This window comes from Rhodococcus sp. BP22, from assembly GCF_014281965.1.
Taxonomy (GTDB): Bacteria; Actinomycetota; Actinomycetes; order Mycobacteriales; family Mycobacteriaceae; genus Rhodococcoides.
In genome coordinates this window covers 41,482-58,912 of the sequence record NZ_JACFTB010000005.1, presented here as the reverse complement: position 1 = coordinate 58,912, position 17,431 = coordinate 41,482, and the positions used below count along the sequence as shown (strand labels likewise).

Genomic DNA, 17,431 nt, shown 5'->3' with positions numbered 1-17,431 from the left:
GTACTGTCGGACTATGCGCCCAGACGCTGCTTCAGTGCTTCGAACTCGTCCTTGATACCGGTGGGAAGCTTCTCACCGACGAACTCGAACCACTCTTCGATCAGTGGGATCTCGGCCTTCCACTCCTCGACGTTCACCGCGAGTGCCTCGGCGACGTCTTCGACGGTGGTGTCGAGGCCCGTGATGTCGAGTGCAGCTGCCGTCGGGACGACACCGATGGGCGTCTCGACGCCTTCGGCCTTGTGCTCGATGCGCTCCACGATCCACTTCAGGACGCGGGAGTTCTCGCCGAATCCTGGCCAGAGGAAGCGCTTGTCGTCGCCGCGGCGGAACCAGTTGACGTAGAACACCTTCGGGAGCTTCGACTCGTCGGCGTTCTTGCCGAGGTCGATCCAGTGCTGGAAGTAGTCACCGACGTTGTAGCCGAGGAACGGCAGCATGGCCATCGGGTCGCGGCGGATGGTTCCGACCGTGCCCTCGGCTGCTGCTGTCTGCTCGGATCCGACGGTGGCACCCATGAACACGCCGTGCTGCCAGTTGCGAGCCTCGGTGACCAGCGGAACCGTCGTCTTGCGACGCCCACCGAACAGGATGGCCGAAATCGGCACGCCCTCCGGGTCGTCCCACTCGGCGGCCATCGACGGGCACTGAGCCATGGGCACGCAGTAGCGAGAGTTGGGGTGTGCGGCGTTCTGATCGGACTCGGGCGTCCAGTCGTTGCCCTTCCAGTCGATCAGATGCTGCGGGTCTCCTTCGAGGCCCTCCCACCACACGTCGCCGTCGTCGGTCAGTGCCACGTTGGTGAACAACGAGTTGCCCTGATCGATGGTCTTCATCGCGTTGGGGTTGGAATCCCAGTTGGTTCCCGGTGCGACACCGAAGAAGCCGAATTCGGGGTTGACGGCGTAGAGACGGCCGTCCTTGCCGAAGCGCATCCAGGCGATGTCGTCACCGATGGTCTCGGCGCGCCAGCCCGGAATGGTCGGCTGAATCATTGCGAGGTTGGTCTTGCCACATGCGGACGGGAACGCCGCGGCGATGTAGTAGGCCTTGTCCTCCGGCGAAATCAGCTTGAGGATCAGCATGTGCTCGGCGAGCCAGCCCTCGTCGTGAGCCATTGCCGACGCAATACGCAGGGAGTAGCACTTCTTGCCCAGCAGAGCGTTGCCGCCGTAACCGGAGCCGTAGCTCCAGATCTCGCGATCCTCGGGGAAATGCGTGATGTATTTGGTGCTGTTGCACGGCCACGGGACGTCGTCCTGGCCGTCGGCGAGCGGAGCGCCGAGCGAATGCAGCGCCTTGACGAAGAAGCCGTCGTTGCCGAGCTTGTCCAGTACTACCGAGCCCATCCGAGTCATGACGCGCATCGAGACGACGACGTACTCCGAGTCGGTGATCTCCACACCCAACTTAGGATCCTCGGCGGCGAGCGGGCCCATGCAGAACGGGACGACGTACATGGTGCGTCCGCGCATGCAGCCGCGGTAGAGCCCGGTCATCAGCTCACGCATCTCCGACGGGTCCATCCAATTATTGGTGGGGCCTGCGTCGATCTCTTCCTTGGAACAGATGTAGGTCCGTGACTCGACGCGTGCAACGTCGGACGGATCGGAATTGCCGAGGAACGAGTTCGGCTTCTTTTCGTCGTTGAGCCGGGTGAAGGTGCCTGCGTCCACCAAGTGCGTGGTGAGACGCTCCCACTCTTCGTCGGATCCGTCAGCAAAAACCACCCGCTCCGGCTCGGTGAGTTCTGCTACTTCCTGCACCCATGCAAGAAGTTCCTTGTGTTGGGTGGGAAGTGCGGCATCAGTGCCGTTCAAACCGGGAATGGTCGCTGAGGTCATCTAACTCTCCTGGGGTGAGCCGGAACCAGATACAACTTCGTCGCTGCCGGGCTGAGCAGCGGTACAAAGCAAACCTGATCATCCCTTTCTGTGGGGCGCTGCCCGATTGTCAATCGCGTATACCGCATCCTACCGGTCACGTCAATCGAGAACACGGGCGCCGGGTGTCCTGGTCTCAGGTTAACGCCGAGTGACGCCGTTCCGGAACCGGGGTCTTGTCCGATTGGTCACAAGAACGATTCAGCTGATGGAAAGAGAATTTGCGTCGACGCGATTATCGGTACTGACATGGAAGAACGATCAACTACAACTAATCGAAAATCTCGCCCGAATCGGTGCGCTCCCACCGCGAAGATCCGTCGGCGGTACGAAAAATCTCCCAGGATTGGTAACCACCGTCACGTCCGAAACTTGTGAACGTTTCGATCACGCCGTCCGCGTCGGCGTCGCGTGCAATCGTCACGCCTGCATCGGTGTGGGTCACCCGAGTCTCGTCGAATCCATCGCCGTCGACGTCGAACATCTGTGTCGAGAGCGCCTCCGACGGTTCGTCGTGGTCGGCCGCGGTGCTCGCGTCTACGAAGAACGCGTCGGTAAAGTCCATTGCCCCCCACCTCGATAATTCGCATGAACAACGCTGCCGCGCCCCTACCTGTTCAGACGCGCCGCGGAACGCGTCGGTTCCACCCTCGGCTCGGAAGATTTCGGATAAGTGTTCGCCGGGTCGGACACGTCGAACTTCTCGATTCCACGATCCAGCGATGCAAGGTCCCTGTCGCACGCTGCCAGAACCGCCGCCCGATGTTGCGCGGCACCTCTCAGCGCGGCCTCGACTCTTCCGAGTTCGGTCTCGGCCGAGATCGCCATCGCACGCGAAGTTTCACCTTCCGCCTGCGCGAACGCGGTTTCGGCAGCGAGGATTCGGGCGAGCGCACTCTGCTCCCACAACGACTTGGCCGATCCTGCCCTCTCGTACGCCCACGTACGCACATGTACCCGATCGGCGACCAGCGAGCGGGCGCGCACCAGCCACCACGCAGCGAGGGCGCCGAGTATCAGCGAGAAGGGAATGACGGCAATCGCCAGCGCGGGCACCATCGACAACGGCGAGACCGCAATTCGACCCAACCCGACACCGGCGGATGCACCGACGAAAATCATGATGCGGTCTTCCATGCTTCGGCGACGCGAGGTCGGTTCCTCGATCTCGGTCCGAGCCTCGACCTCAGCGGGCACTTCCGCGCCCAAATCGAGATCGGCATCGATCGAGCGCAGCCTTGCCACCAACGAGGATTCCGCCCCGTCTCTGGCGCGTTCGAGCAGCCGAGTCAGATGCGCGGGTAGTTGCGAAAGTTCCGCTCTGCTCGCCGTATCGACGGATTCTCTTGCATCAGAGGTAAATTGGCGTACCGCCTCGTTGATCTCGTGCATCGTTTCCGCGCGGGTCAACTGGAGCCTGCTGCGCAACGTTGCAGCGCGGTCGGTCCGCCCGCGATCACGTGAGTCGGCGAGACGAGCCCGCTCTGCGCGCAGCCCTGCTGTCGTCGACGCGCTCGTCACCGCCCGCGCCTTGTTCACGATCTCGCGACGCGCACCCGCGGCGGCCGCACGTACTGCTGCGTTGTACTTCCGCTCGCGCACCGTGTGCTCGGCCTGCACCATCGCTGAGCAGACGAACGCCCCGAGCGCATCGATGCCCGACTCGTCCGCGAGCGAGTCGCGCGCGTCGCGATCTGCCGAGGTGCGGCTGCACTCGGCGAGCTTGGCGGAAATGGGCCACAGCGACACGTCGACAGCACGAGGAACGCAGTCACTGATCACTGCCGACACCGATCGCCGAACCTCACGCCAATCTCGGTGGGCATCGATCTTGTTGATCACCACAGCGACGGTCGTCGACTCCAACGCGGGCGCCAGCTCGGCCAGGGCGTCGCGGCCGAGCGGTGCGGACGCATCGAGTACGTACACCACCACCGCTGCCGTGGTGACGTCATGAGCCCACTCGAGTACCCCGTCTGCTGCGACTGCCAACTCTTTCTCGACGGCAGAGACGCCCGATCCGCCGACGCCAGAGAGATAGACGCCGCGGGGAACGGCGCGTCGTGCGTTCGCGATGTCGTCCGTCCCGATCGGATACCACCGGCGAACGACGCTGTCCATGTCTGCGGGTACGTCGATCACGAGCAGGCTCGCATTCGCAGATACCCGCGCGAGATCGCTCGTGCTGAGCGGCTGTAGTTCGGATCTTCGGTGGACTGTGAGCGGGCAAGCCACAGTGCGGCCGATTCGACCTTGTCCCCTGGCTCCACCGTCTCGCCGAGCGCATCCAACGCCGACCGCATGATCGCCAGGACTGCCTCGTCGGAGGTCAGGAAGGTCTCGAGTTCCTCGGCGCTCGTCGGATGCTCGGCAGCAAGTTCGGTCAACCGGTGCAGTAGGCGGGCTTGCCTTTCGACGCGCACCCGCTCGACGCTCCGCCGAACTGTGTCGGTGAACCGCGCCGCGCCACTGACGCCGAGCAGCAGGAGACGAATCTGCACGTCATCCATCGTCGGATCGGAGCGCAGGGCCTCTACGACTGTGCGCACACCGAGAATTTCGATGTGTTCGACGAGTGCGTCACGCTCGGCCTCAGTCGGCACTTCCCGCGACGTCGACGCTGGGAGAAGATCGGCGCGCAGAAACCTCTCCCGCGTCAGCATCATGTCCGAGGAAATGTGCGGAGCCGCACGGCGAAGCATCTCGAAGGACTTCGGCTTTCCCTCCGACACCGTCCGGGCGATCGTTCCCATCAGCGGAAGCACTTCGACACCGACCGCGGACGTCAGGCGGTCCAGCGCCCCCACAAGATCGTCGACGGTGTCGGCCTTGGCCAGTACCGGCACCACGTGCGACGCCGACGCCACAGCGTCGACATCCGCCTTCTGGGCGCCACTCGTGAGCACATAGACCACTACGTCCCCGTCGAGATCGGGGTCTGGTGCGCTCGGCACGTCCATCGCAGCGGTCTCGGTGATCTCGACCTCTTCCCAACCGGCATCGGCCAACCCGGAAACAGCGGATGCAGTCAGCACCGCACGCACCGAGGACTTGCCCACCCCCACCCGGCCGGACACTTGAATGCGAATCCGGGCAAAGCAGCGGTCGAGGGCGAGACCGATCTCGACGCCCGAGCCTGGATCGCGCTCGGCCACACTCGACGCAAGTGAGCGCATTCGGCCCTGGTTCACTCCGCTCATGACGTCCCCCCACCGAGATTGCTGCACGTAACCGGGTTTTGCGCTCACGACAGGGCCCTAACCCATCGTGCCGACCGATTCTGACACAGACCCGCCGGAAACTTTTCACGGCAGACACCCGCTGGCCTGCATCTACACGCAAAGTCTCAAGTTCAACTCCAGACCCATCTGTCACACACTCTTCCGATGGGCGACAATGGTCCAGTGAACGACGCACGAAGCACCACGCCGAACCTCGGACCAGGGGACAATCAGGGCCAGAATCGAGGGTCCCGGCTGTACCCGAGGGTTACGAGCTTTCGCTCCCGGCGCGGCGCTTTGACCGCCGCGCAGCAGACCACCTGGGACACGCTGTGGCCGAAGATCGGCCGCGATGTCGCCGACGATGTCATCGACATCGATGAGTGGTTCGGCCGTCCAGGGCCGGCGATCCTCGAGATCGGATCCGGAACCGGTACCGCCACGACCGCGATGGCTAAGGCCGAGCCGCACGTGAACTTGATGGCGGTCGAGGTCTACCGTCCCGGCCTCGCTCAGACGCTGCAGCAGATCGAGCGCGAGGAGATCGACAACATTCGTCTACTTCGTGGCGACGCGATGGACGTGTTGGAGAACATGCTGACCTCGGAATCGTTGACGGGCGTCCGGGTGTTCTTTCCGGATCCCTGGCCCAAGGTCCGCCACCACAAACGACGACTGCTGCAGGCCCCCACCTTCGCGATGATCGCCGATCGGTTGAAGCCGGGCGGAGTTCTGCACGTCGCGACCGATCACGCCGAGTATGCAGAATGGATCGCCGAGGCCGGGAACGCAGAACCGTTGCTGACCGTTCTCGATTGGGAGTCTCCGATGACACACGAGCGACCCGTCACCAAGTTCGAGGGCAAAGCCCAACTTGTGGGCAGCTCGGTGACGGAGTTGATATGGGGGAAGATCACACCATGAGCGTCAGCGAAGAAGTCTCGAATACAGCTTTCGCTCCCATACCCGCCCTCGACACAAGTGATTCTCATCACAACAAACGAGTGCTTCTGGTGTGGGATGCCCCAAACCTCGACATGGGGCTCGGCGCAATTCTTGGCGGTAGGCCGACTGCGGCGTACCGCCCACGGTTCGATGCGCTGGGCCGATGGCTGTTGCAGCGCACCGCCGAACTGTCGACGAACGGTTCGGGGATCCTCGAAGCCGAGGCAACCGTCTTCACCAATATCGCCCCAGGCAGCGCCGACGTCGTTCGACCCTGGGTCGAAGCGTTGCGTAACGTGGGTTTCGCGGTGTTCGCCAAGCCCAAGGTGGACGAAGACAGTGATGTCGACGACGACATGCTCGACCACATCGAGTTTCGCAATCGCGGTGGCGGGCTTGCCGGAGTCATGGTCGCTTCGGCGGATGGCCAGGCCTTTCGTGAGCCACTGGAGAGCATCGCCGCAACTGGTGTGCCCGTTCAAGTGCTCGGGTTCCGTGAGCACGCAAGCTGGGCGGTCACATCGGAGACTCTGGAGTTCCTCGACCTCGAGGACATTCCCGGAGTCTTCCGTGAGTCTCTGCCTCGCGTGAGTCTCGACTCGCTGCCGGACGAAGGCGCATGGCTGCAGCCGTTCCGACCACTGTCCGCCCTTCTCGTCGGGCGTCAAGGAGTTTCTTAAGTGTTCGCCAGATGGGGAGATCTCGTCTACCGCTTGCGGTTCACGGTCATCGGAGTCATGGTGGCCGGGCTTCTGGGCTTCGCAGCGTACGGGTTGGATCTCAACGACCATCTGAGCCAGAGCGGCTGGGACGACCCGGGTTCGGAGTCGGCCCAGGCCGCTCGCCTCGCCGACGAGACCTTCGGGCGTGATCAGTCCAGCGATGTGATCGTTCTCTACACCGCGCCCGAGGGTAAGACCGTCGACGACCCGGACTTCAACGCGAAGGTCACCGACAGCCTCAACTCCCTCGTCGGCGAACATCCCGACCAAATCTCCAAGATCAACGGCACCTACTTCAAGGTCGACAACGCCGTCAGCGCCCCGGCACTGGCCACCCCGGACAGAACCCACGCCATCGCCAGTATCGCGATCGTCGGTGACAACGACACCGAGCTGACCAACAATTTTCAGAAGATCAAGGACGTCTTCTACGTCGACGGCGTCGACGTGCAGGTCACCGGCCTGCAGGCAGTCGCCGGAGCCTTGCAGTCGACCATGGCCGGCGATATCCACCGGATGGAACTGCTCGCCATTCCCGCCGTCGCGGTCCTACTCTTCTTCATCTTCGGTGGCGTCGTAGCCGCGGCGCTGCCCTTGATCGTCGGTGGGCTCACGGTCGTCGGAGCCAACGGAATCGTCAAGGTCTTCACCAACTTCACCGAGGTCAACAGCTTCGTCGCACCGGTGGTCTCTCTCGTCGGGTTGGGCTTGGCGATCGACTACGGGCTCTTCATCGTGTCCAGATTCCGAGAAGAGCTCGGCGACGGCTATTCGACCACCCAAGCTGTTCGACGCACCGTCATGACCGCAGGTCGCACCGTGGTCTTCTCGGCGACGATGATCGTCGCGTCGTTGGGCGGCCTACTGCTCTTTCCGCAGGGCTTCCTCAAATCCGTTGCCTACGGCTCGATCGCCACCGTCGCGCTCGCCGCACTGACAGCGATCACGATTTTGCCTGCAATGCTCGCGATCCTCGGCCCACGCGTCGACGCGCTGGGTTTGAAGTTCATGCGCAAGACCAAGTCGTCCGAGGAAATCGAGAACGGCATGTGGGGCAAGCTGACCCGCTGGGTCATGCAGAACCCGCTCAAGGTGACGATCCCGATCGTGCTCGGCCTGGTGCTGCTGACACTGCCCGTCGGCAACATCAAGTTCGGTGGAATCAACGAGACCTACCTGCCGCCCGACAACATCACTCGCGAAGCACAGGGCGAGTTCGACGTACTGTTCCCAGGGTTGCGTACCGAACCGCTCAAGCTGATCATCTCCAACGCTCAAGGCTCATCCCTCGCACAGATCACCAAGCAGGCCAACGAGGCCCCCGGGCTGATCGAGAAGTTCGCTCCCGACGGCGCGAGCAAAGACGGCGTAATCGTCTTCAAGGCCGGCCTCATCGACCGAAACGACTCCAAACCCGCCATCGACTATCTGCGAAGTATCGACGTGCCCGCCGGGGCCACGGTGATGGTGACGGGAACTCCTGCAATCGAGCAGGACAGTATCGCCGCCCTCATCGACAACCTGCCGCTGATGGCACTTCTGGTCATCTTCATAGTGACGCTGTTGATGTTCTTGACCTTCGGATCGCTGGTGCTGCCGATCAAGGCTGTCCTCATGACGACGCTCGGGTTGGGCGCGACTATGGGCATCCTGACGTGGATCTTCATCGACGGCAACGGCGCGAGCTTCATGAACTTCACGCCCGGGCCGATCATGGCACCAGTGTTGGTGTTGATCATTTCCATCGTCTTCGGACTATCCACCGACTACGAAGTCTTCCTCCTCTCACGCATGGTCGAAGCACGCGAAAAGGGAGCCAGCACCAGCGAGGCAATCCGCATCGGAACCTCGCACACCGGCCGAATCATCACCGCGGCCGCCCTGATCCTCATCGTCGTGACAGGCGCATTCGCGTTCTCCGACCTGGTGATGATGAAGTACATCGCCTACGGAATGATTGCCGCGCTCATCATCGACGCGACGCTCATCCGCATGTTCCTCGTCCCTGCCACCATGAAACTGCTCGGCGACGACTGCTGGTGGGCACCGCAGTGGATGAAGCGAATTCAGCAGCGGCTCGGACTCGGTGAGACGATCCTCGAGGACGAGCTGATGCCGGACGACGTCCCCGAACTCGCACTCGTCGGCGGTCGCCCGGTCACCACCGTGAAGCCGCCGATGAGGCCGGCGCCACGAGCCGCAGAACCTCTGACCGAACCGATCCCGATGATCGCGCCTGCGAGCGCAGGCCCCGTTCGATCAACCTATGCAGCAAAAGAAGCAGAACGGCGTTCGGCGACGGGCAAGCCAGCTACCGCACCATCCGAAGACACTCAGGCAGCCGAGATCGTTCGGGCTGCTCCCCCCGTCGTGCAGCCGGAGCCCCAGAAGCCGGCAGTTCGGCAGCAGCCAGTAGTTCGGCAGCAGCCGGTAGTTCGGAAACAGCCGATGGTTCCGGAGCAGCCAGCAGTTCGACGCCAGCCAGTGGTTCCAGAGAAGCCAGTGGTTCCAGAGCGGCCAGTGGTTCCAGAGAAGCCAGCAGTACCGGAACAGCCGGTGGTTCGGCAACAGCCACCTCGCACCCCGGAGCCCGTACGGGCCGCCGCACCGGACTCCCGCTCGATCGAGAGCTGGCTTGCGGATCTACGTGCGCCGACCGAGTCTCCCGAAGCGCCGAAGGAGGCCACAGCGGCGCCTGCCGAGCGCTCGGTGTCCAACGGTGTCCGTAACGGCTCCTACAGCAGTAGTTCGACCGGCCGTGAGTCCGACAGCTCGCGCACCGGAACCGGCGGGAACCGCGACTACCCCCAAGACAGCGGTTCCGGCGCAGATCGCAAGACCAACGGATCTCCGCGCAACGGTTCACCCACCAACGGCACTCACACCAACGGCACCCACACCAACGGCACTGACGACGGCTCTCACACCAACGGTTCCGGTGGTAGCGGCGCTGCTGCCCGTCCGAGCGAGCCGCGTACGCGCTACGACATCACGACTCGAAATGCTCCTGGCCGACGCAACGAGACCCCTAGTGATCCGCCGACGCCCGCCAGCCCCGAGCGCACGGACTCGACGGTCGGCGCGGACACGCCGTCGCAAGGCCGACGCCGAATCAACGATCCCGTCAATCCTGATCCCACGGAAGCCGATATCGACAGCGGACGCCACCGGGGCGGTCAGCAGGCGTTGAGCGTCAGCGAACTCCTCGCACGAGAGCGTCGGAAGTAGTCCTAGCGCAATCGAATCGCACCCCTGGAACGCCCTCGCTGCCGGGACGGTAAGACACCGCTGTGCAATCTCACAGTATGAAATCCGGGAACGCTGAATTCTTTCCGACCGTTGTCCCCTCGGAAGCAAGATCACGACCACAGATCGAGTCCTGGGGCGATGTGTTGTGTCGTACGTCGAGATGGGGGAAGCATGGCTGTCATTGCCGAACTTCGAGGAGTGACCTGAGTGTTCGCCCGATGGGGAGATCTCGTCCACCGCTGGCGATTCACGGTCATCGGAGTCATGGTGGCCGGCCTTCTCGGCTTGGCCATGTACGGGGTCGGATTCGAGAATCGACTGAGCCAGGGCGGCTTCGACGACCCCGGTTCGGAATCGGTGCGTGCTGCTCAGTTCGCCGACGACACGTTCGGACGTGACACAGAGGGCGATGTCATCGTCCTCTACACCGCTCCCGAGGGAAAGACGGTGGACGATCCGAAATTCACTGCCGCGGTCACTGCCAACCTGAACTCGCTTGTCGCAGAACACCCTGCTCAGATCGCCAAGATCAATGGCACCTACTTCACCGTGGACGGCGCTGCCCGCGCGGCCGCGCTGGCAACGGCCGACAAACAGCACGCTGTCGCCAGCATCGCGATAGTGGGTGACGACGAGACGGCTCTGACGAACAACTTCCAAGCCGTCAAGGACGCGTTCTACATCGATGGCGTCGACGTCCAGGTTGCGGGACTCCAGGCGGTTGCCGGGGCCTTGCAATCGACGATGGCCGACGACATTCATCGAATGGAGATCCTCGCCATTCCTGCTGTCGCTGTGCTGTTGTTCTTCATCTTCGGTGGAATCGTCGCCGCTGCGCTCCCCCTCGTCGTCGGCGCTTTGACGGTGGTCAGCGCCAACGGAATCGTCAAGTTGTTCACCAACTTCACCGAAGTCAACACGTTCGTGGCGCCAGTGGTGTCGATGGTCGGACTCGGCCTTGCAATCGACTACGGACTCTTCATCGTCTCCCGCTTCCGTGAGGAACTGGGCGACGGATACTCGACTCGAAATGCAGTGCGCCGCACCGTGATGACAGCGGGGCGCACGGTGACGTTCTCTGCGACGATGATCGTCGCCAGTCTCGGTGGCCTGCTGCTGTTCCCGCATGGATTCCTTCGGTCCGTCGCATACGGATCCATTGCGACCGTCGCGCTGGCCGCACTCGTCGCAGTGACCGTCCTACCTGCGCTGCTTGCGGTTCTCGGTCCACGCGTCGACGCGCTCGGCTTCAAGTTCATGCGTAAAACCAAGTCGTCCGAGGAGATCGAGAACGGCATGTGGGGCAAGCTGACCGCCTGGGTGATGCGTCGCCCAGTCAAGGTTGCCGTCACGATTGTGCTCGCCCTGCTGGTGCTCACCCTCCCGGTGGGAAGAATCGAGTTCGGCGGAATCAACGAGACGTATCTTCCGCCCGACAACCCGACACGTGTTGCGCAGTCTCAGTTCGACGAACTGTTCCCTGGACAACGCACCGAGCCGCTCAAGCTGGTTGTCTCGAACGCGCAGGGTGCGTCCCTCGGGCAGATCACCAAGCAAGCCAACGAAGCTCCCGGACTCGTCGAGAAGTTCACACCTACCGGTGCAAGCAAAGACGGTGTCATCGTCTTCAAGGCAGGCCTCGAGGATCGCAACGATTCCCAACCTGCGCTCGATTACCTGCGCGGCATCGAAGTTCCAGACGGTGCAAACGTCCAGATCACGGGAACGCCTGCAATAGAACAGGACTCGATCACTGCACTGGTAGATCGCCTGCCGCTCACCGCGATCCTGGTAGTCCTCATCGTGACGCTGTTGATGTTCCTGACGTTCGGGTCGCTGATTCTGCCGATCAAGGCCGTGCTCATGACCGCGCTCGGATTGGGTGCGACGATGGGCATTCTGACGTGGATCTTCATCGACGGACACGGTTCGGAGTTGTTGAACTTCACCCCGGGTCCGATCATGGCGATGATTCTGCTGCTCATCGGCGCAATCGTCTTCGGGCTGTCCACCGACTACGAAGTCTTCCTGCTCTCGAGGATGGTAGAAGCGCGAGACAAGGGCGCAAGCACCACCGACGCAATCCGAATCGGCACCTCACATTCCGGACGCATCATCACCGCAGCAGCACTGATACTCATCGTGGTGACGGGCTCGTTCGCATTCTCGGACCTGGTGATGATGAAGTACATCGCCTTCGGCATGATCGCCGCGCTCATCATCGACGCGACGGTGATCCGCATGTTCCTGGTCCCGGCAACCATGAAGCTTCTCGGCGACAACTGTTGGTGGGCACCGGAATGGATGAAGCGCATCCAGCGTCGAACCGGCCTCGGCGAGCCGGTCCTGGAGGACGAGAGCGTTGCGACTACGACTGGGCACGAATCAGCAAGCGCACGTTGATCTCTGGGTTTCGACTTTGCGTCGGTGGGAGAAGTTACACTCGACAGTATGTTCGAATCGACGTTCATCGAGACTGCTGACCAGGCTGTTGGCGGCATGCTCGACATCCTCACCGAATGCGCGTCGGCGGAGAATGTTCGTCGCGGCCGCCTGGTCGAGGCAGTATGCGAGATCCTCGATCGCCGCCTCGCCGATGCCGAGGAGTGCGGTGGAGATCCGTCGGAGTGTCATCGTGAAGTGCTCTGTGAGATCTCGACGCAACTGACGGTGTCACTGTCGACAGGTCGCACTCTCCTCGATACCTCCGAGGCGTTGAACCATCTGCCGTTGACGGCGCTGCGGTTGATATCAGGAGGCATCGACTGGGCGCGAGTAGTGGTGTTGGCATCGGTGCTCGGCAAAGCCAGTGCACGCACCGTAAAGGCAATCGAATTCCAAGCTCTCGCGGCAGCCGAAAGTATGGCACCACGCCGTTTGCGCAACCGCGTGTGGAGTTTGTGGATGCAGTTCGACGGAGCGGAAGCGACTGCGGCACAGACGGAAGCGAAGGCACAGTCGACCGGAGTCAATATTCGCGGGGATGGGACCGGGATGGCTGTACTGCGCGCGCAGATGTCGGATCTGCAAGGGGCCGAGGCAGAGGCATTGATTTCGGAGATCTCCGCGACCGTATGCAAGAAGGATCCGCGTACCGGGCAGCAGCGCCGCGTGGATGGATTGTTGGCTTTGCTGTACGGCGAGCCATGCCTTGGCGTGCCGCTGCGAGCTGTGGGCTGGAACAGAGTTTGGGTTATCGCCGGGATCGACGCGAGGGCAGGCAACCCGAGCATCGACAGACCGCTTAGGGAATCGGCTGCGGGTTTCACCAGGCCGTCGAACGGCGACCCGCCACCGCCCCCGGGTGATTCGGCCACCTGGTGCACCGGAACCGCGAGAGGAACGGGGGGACGCGACCGGCCCGGCGAGGCCTGGTGGTGATGCCGCCGCTGGTGCGGGGATCCGGTATTTCGTGTTCGGGTCCAGTGCGGCGTCCCATTCCCACACGTTGCCGTTCGTGTCGGTCTTTCTGACCTTGTAGACGACGTTGGCGCGCCCCTCGCAGGCCTCGGGTGGCCCGCGAACACCGACAAGAAGGTCGACCAGTCGATGGTCGTCAACATCAGCATGCGGCAACCGGCCGTCACGGACGCCCACCCACGCGAGGCCGGCAAGGTGCTGACCTACGGCGCTCACATCCGATGACCGACAACCCGCCAGCCCTCACCTCCACGGCCCCCCGATCGGGCCGTCGTCAACAACGATCAAGAAGGAAGTAGCATCCACACATGCACGTCGACATCGAAGGCGCCACCCGGATCGCCCGCCTCGCTACAGAATTCGACTGGACCTGGGCCGTCGACGACCTGGAACCCTTCTGCGCACAAGCTGGATGGGAGCTCGTCGAACTCATGCAAGGTGGCGCCTCGATACGGACGAACTTTCATGTCAACCGGCCGGAGGCTCAAATGTTCGGGCGGCAACCCAGAATGAAGTGGATCTCGATCGACGTCACGGACGTGGCAGATGGCGCTACGCCCATGACAGTGGTACGCCCGCTGCGGGACGAAGCGTTCACGAACCTCGATGTGGCACTTACCTCACTCCTGGGGACAGCCACGAGCGCCGAACCCGGACCAAAAGCAGCTCTCCGATGGGACCTGCCGAAAGTGGTCATTACGCTGAACCGGGGTGTCCGTGCGATCGACCTGCGTCTGAAGAGTCCGGGATATCAGGCATGGGTGGATGAGCCCGAACCGGAGGATGAGGACTAGCGATCGAGGTCGCATCCGGTGCGGAAACAGGTTTGCGCTCCTCCACGCGAATCGGACCACTCACATCGAATGGTGGCTAGTTACTCGGTGATTCGGGCGAGTATGAGGGTAGAGAGGTCCTCATTCTCGTGGGCTTCGTCGCCACGCGAGGTCGATGATGGCTGTTGTGGGTTTCAGGGTGAAGATCGGCGGCGACTACTTTGCCGAGCACACCGGAATCGACCTCATCTACACGGGTTCCGGTCAATACACTGCGGACCGGGTCAACCGTAATTACGGGACTGCCGTGATTACGGTTGACCCGCGGGGGTGTGTAGTTATCTCGCTGGCCGCTCGAGCGCCAGACTCCGCGTCGGGACGGCCGTTCCGCCATCATCACCGCTGGCGCCCCTGGTGCAGGGAAGACATGGATGCTGCACGCCCAGGTCTGCGACCTCGACGATTATCGGATCCGCGAGCTTCGCCGCCGCTTTCGCCAACACCGCGCTGCCGAAAATGTCCGCGAACGCCGCCGGCCAGCACCATACTGAGCCGGCGGGTTCGTCCCGTCTCGGGTTATGCCTGTTCAGCCTCGCGGTCTGCGAACACCTTTGCGTATCTGGTGCCCGCGAAGAGCAACAGAAGTCCGACGACGATGAAGGCGCCGACGCGGAAGAGGCCGTCGAGAGCAACCAGATCGAACAGGAACAGCTTGGCCACCGCAGCAGCCGTCAGCGACAGCCCCGCCAATAGTGCAGTGTGCGCGTACTTCTCACTTCGGAGCCCCATGATCAACAATGCCATGGCCACCGCCATCCATCCGATAGTGGCCGCACAGTGACCCGCGATGAAACCTGTTGTGCCGCCGATTGCTCCCACTCCGAGCGCGACCGTCGCGGACGTCAGACCGTAGAGCGAGACAACGCCTGCGAACACCCAGTAAGACTGCACGTTCTGCTCGGCGATTCCGAGTTGTACAGCAACCAGAACCAGGCCCGCCGCAACCGCTACCAACAGCAGGCCCGCAACCACGACGCCGAAATGTCCGGTGGCGTAGTCCGCATCCATGAGGCCGTCGACGGGTGCGACGACAACGAAACCGATAGTCCCGAGTGCGGCGAATGCACCGCCGATGAAGTAGGCGATCTTGGACGAGAGCTTCTGCGCAAGAACGAGTGCAGCAGCAGCGACCGCCAACAGCGTCAGCGGACGCAGTTCCACTGCGGTCGGAACGACGACGGCCTGCAACAACGCCGCCGCACCGGCAAGGGAAAGCACAATCCTGGCATGCACCGGCAACCAGCGCGCCAAGGCGATAGTTGCCGCGCAGGCAACGGCGACCAGGAGTTCGACCAGCGCGAGTGTCCAACGCTCGAACAGGGTACCCACCACAAGAATCGGCAGTGCACCGAGCGCCATCATCGCCGATGCCATCGTGTCGGCTGCGTTGCGGCGAAGGAGTTCGAGCGAGCTTCCCAACCCGAATGCGGCAACGACGGATGCAACGATCAACAGCGTGACGGCATCGCCGGTCCCAACTCCAGCGGACGAGGCCTCCGCTATTCCCAGCAACGTGGCGGCAACGATCGGAAGCGTGCGCGCCACATTCAACAACGGCCAGTCACGTCCGAGCTGGGCGGGGAAGGTCGCTATGAACGTTGCAGCGAAAAAACCGATGACCGACAACGTGATTCCGCCGCTGACCACCGGTGCACACACGGCAACTCCGGTAAGAATCAACGCCGCCATCGGCTGCGAACGCCACGACACCGCCAGTGCGATACCAGCCGCTGCGATACCGAAGGCAGCGGCCAAACCGAGAGCCGGCTCGAGCCAGTCGTAGATCACCGTGACGGCCACGACGTCGAGATACAGCCCGGCAACTCCGGTCGCCGCGACAGCGATACCACCGACCCTCCCGCCGGATCGACCGAATATGCGGGACCCGATGTAGACCAACGCCAACGAGAATGCCGCTCCCACACCGACACGTAGTTCCGGCCCGAACCACCCCGCTTGCGCTGCCAGAACCAGCAGCATCACGATGCCGATCAATGTCACTCCGGCACCGGCGATCGCGAGCAGCCGAGAGATCACACCGTCCCGCTGCCACCATGGCTCCTTCTTCGGCGCGGCAGGCCGGGGCGGTGCAGGCTGGGGTGGTCGAGGGAACTGCTGCGGCTGGGCAAACTGCTGGGGCTGGGGCTGGGGCTGAGCAAACTGCTGAGGCTGGGGCGGAGTGAAGGGACGGGGCTGGGCAAATGCCTGGGGCTGGGCAAATGTCTGGGGCTGGGCAGGGAACATCGGCGCCTGTTGCGCTGCCAGTTGTGTATGCAGCTGCCCGAGTTCGCCGGAAACCTGCCTGAGGTGCTCCCCCAGTGCTGCGAACTGGCCCGACAGTCTCGCCACCAATTGCGGATCGACACCGGCACTACGCGGATTCGTCATGGACAGATCATGTCGGACGGCCCCCGGCAACGGCTGAGTATTTCTACTCCTCATTACCTAGGGGTTTGCCGAACTGCCCTTGACGAAAGAATTCAGTTGCCGAACATCCGGCGCAGCGACGTGCCCAGTGGGTGCTTGGCGGTGAGTGTCCCGAACCGGACCTTCCCGCGCACGATGACGTGCAGCGCCCCGATCGGCGGGCCGGTGCGCACCTTGTTGTTCGCACTCCCTCCGACGGTTTCGAGGCCGTTGAGGTCAGCGGTAGCCGCTGGGGGCAGGATCAGCGAGATAGTGCTGCAATAATCGCTCACCATGATCTCGACGACCTGGGTCGACATGATCGCCTGCGTGAAGTCCAGCGTGACCTGCGAAAGTTTGCTGTCGATCGTCATCCGTGGTGGCACATTCCACGGACCTTTGCGTGACACCGTCGACATCGTGCCGCGGACGACCGCTGCCTGACTTCGATCCCACGACAACGTATGCGACCGGTCGTACGCGGGGGCGCTCTGCTGATACGGTGCCGAGGCTGCGGGGACCGTCGGTCGAAATTCCTCGGAGATCTGCATCCCGGGCAGATCCGCCACCACAGCGTTCAACTCACCACGCGTCTTCGCGGTAAGCGCAGTGTCCATACGTTCGGTGAACTCCCCGAGGGACAACATCCCCAGACCGACCGCACGCTGCAGCAACTCACCGACATGCTCTTTTTCGGCGTCCGATACTCGCAGATTCCTTGCCTCCATGAATCCAGGATAATGCCCACGCGT

12 protein-coding genes are annotated in these 17,431 nt (G+C 62.8%); 6 read left to right on the top strand and 6 right to left on the bottom strand.

Annotated elements, in window-relative coordinates:
- Window positions 1–11: 11 nt before the first annotated feature.
- The 4 genes from H2510_RS12075 to H2510_RS12060 all read right to left on the bottom strand — a co-directional run bounded on the left by H2510_RS12075 (window position 12) and on the right by H2510_RS12060 (window position 5,083).
- A complete protein-coding gene (locus tag H2510_RS12075) occupies window positions 12–1,844 on the bottom strand; it encodes a phosphoenolpyruvate carboxykinase (GTP) (RefSeq protein ID WP_186628567.1) in 1,833 nt (610 codons plus the stop codon).
- A gap of 310 nt (window positions 1,845–2,154) precedes the next feature.
- Entirely contained in the window at window positions 2,155–2,448 is a 294-nt protein-coding gene (locus H2510_RS12070; protein WP_186628566.1) for a DUF6802 family protein, read from the bottom strand.
- Window positions 2,449–2,492: 44 nt separating this feature from the next.
- A complete protein-coding gene (locus H2510_RS12065; RefSeq protein WP_186628565.1) occupies window positions 2,493–4,025 on the bottom strand; it encodes a hypothetical protein in 1,533 nt (510 codons plus the stop codon).
- Entirely contained in the window at window positions 4,022–5,083 is a 1,062-nt protein-coding gene (locus H2510_RS12060) for a hypothetical protein (protein ID WP_186628564.1), read from the bottom strand. The genes H2510_RS12065 and H2510_RS12060 overlap by 4 nt, the downstream gene beginning before the upstream one ends.
- 186 nt (window positions 5,084–5,269) lie before the next feature.
- Between H2510_RS12060 and trmB the strand changes: the two genes are divergently transcribed.
- The 6 genes from trmB to H2510_RS12030 all read left to right on the top strand — a co-directional run bounded on the left by trmB (window position 5,270) and on the right by H2510_RS12030 (window position 14,234).
- Window positions 5,270–6,028, top strand: a complete 759-nt coding sequence (gene trmB / locus H2510_RS12055; RefSeq protein WP_186628563.1) for a tRNA (guanosine(46)-N7)-methyltransferase TrmB — start codon at window positions 5,270–5,272, stop codon at window positions 6,026–6,028.
- Window positions 6,025–6,729 (top strand): NYN domain-containing protein, encoded by a 705-nt coding sequence (locus tag H2510_RS12050; protein ID WP_186628562.1) that lies wholly within the window; start codon window positions 6,025–6,027, stop codon window positions 6,727–6,729. Before trmB ends, H2510_RS12050 begins: the two co-directional genes overlap by 4 nt.
- Window positions 6,730–9,999, top strand: a complete 3,270-nt coding sequence (locus H2510_RS12045) for an MMPL family transporter (RefSeq protein WP_186628561.1) — start codon at window positions 6,730–6,732, stop codon at window positions 9,997–9,999.
- A 228-nt stretch (window positions 10,000–10,227) separates the two neighbouring features.
- Complete coding sequence (locus H2510_RS12040) at window positions 10,228–12,423, top strand: MMPL family transporter (RefSeq protein ID WP_186628560.1); 2,196 nt, start codon at window positions 10,228–10,230, stop codon at window positions 12,421–12,423.
- Window positions 12,424–12,471: 48 nt separating this feature from the next.
- Entirely contained in the window at window positions 12,472–13,401 is a 930-nt protein-coding gene (locus H2510_RS12035) for a DUF222 domain-containing protein (protein WP_186628559.1), read from the top strand.
- Window positions 13,402–13,748: 347 nt separating this feature from the next.
- Window positions 13,749–14,234: a DUF6301 family protein gene (locus H2510_RS12030; protein WP_186628558.1), complete on the top strand. Its 486-nt coding sequence runs from the start codon at window positions 13,749–13,751 to the stop codon at window positions 14,232–14,234.
- 555 nt (window positions 14,235–14,789) lie between these two features.
- On the opposite strand, the gene H2510_RS12025 is transcribed toward H2510_RS12030, so the two are convergent.
- Together H2510_RS12025 and H2510_RS12020 are read right to left on the bottom strand one after the other, a co-directional pair.
- Window positions 14,790–16,661 (bottom strand): DUF2339 domain-containing protein, encoded by a 1,872-nt coding sequence (locus H2510_RS12025; RefSeq protein WP_186628557.1) that lies wholly within the window; start codon window positions 16,659–16,661, stop codon window positions 14,790–14,792.
- 92 nt (window positions 16,662–16,753) lie between these two features.
- Window positions 16,754–17,407 carry a DUF1707 domain-containing protein gene (locus H2510_RS12020; protein ID WP_186628556.1) on the bottom strand — a complete coding sequence of 218 codons (654 nt, stop codon included), beginning with the start codon at window positions 17,405–17,407 and terminating at the stop codon, window positions 16,754–16,756.
- Between the last annotated feature and the right edge of the window lie 24 nt (window positions 17,408–17,431).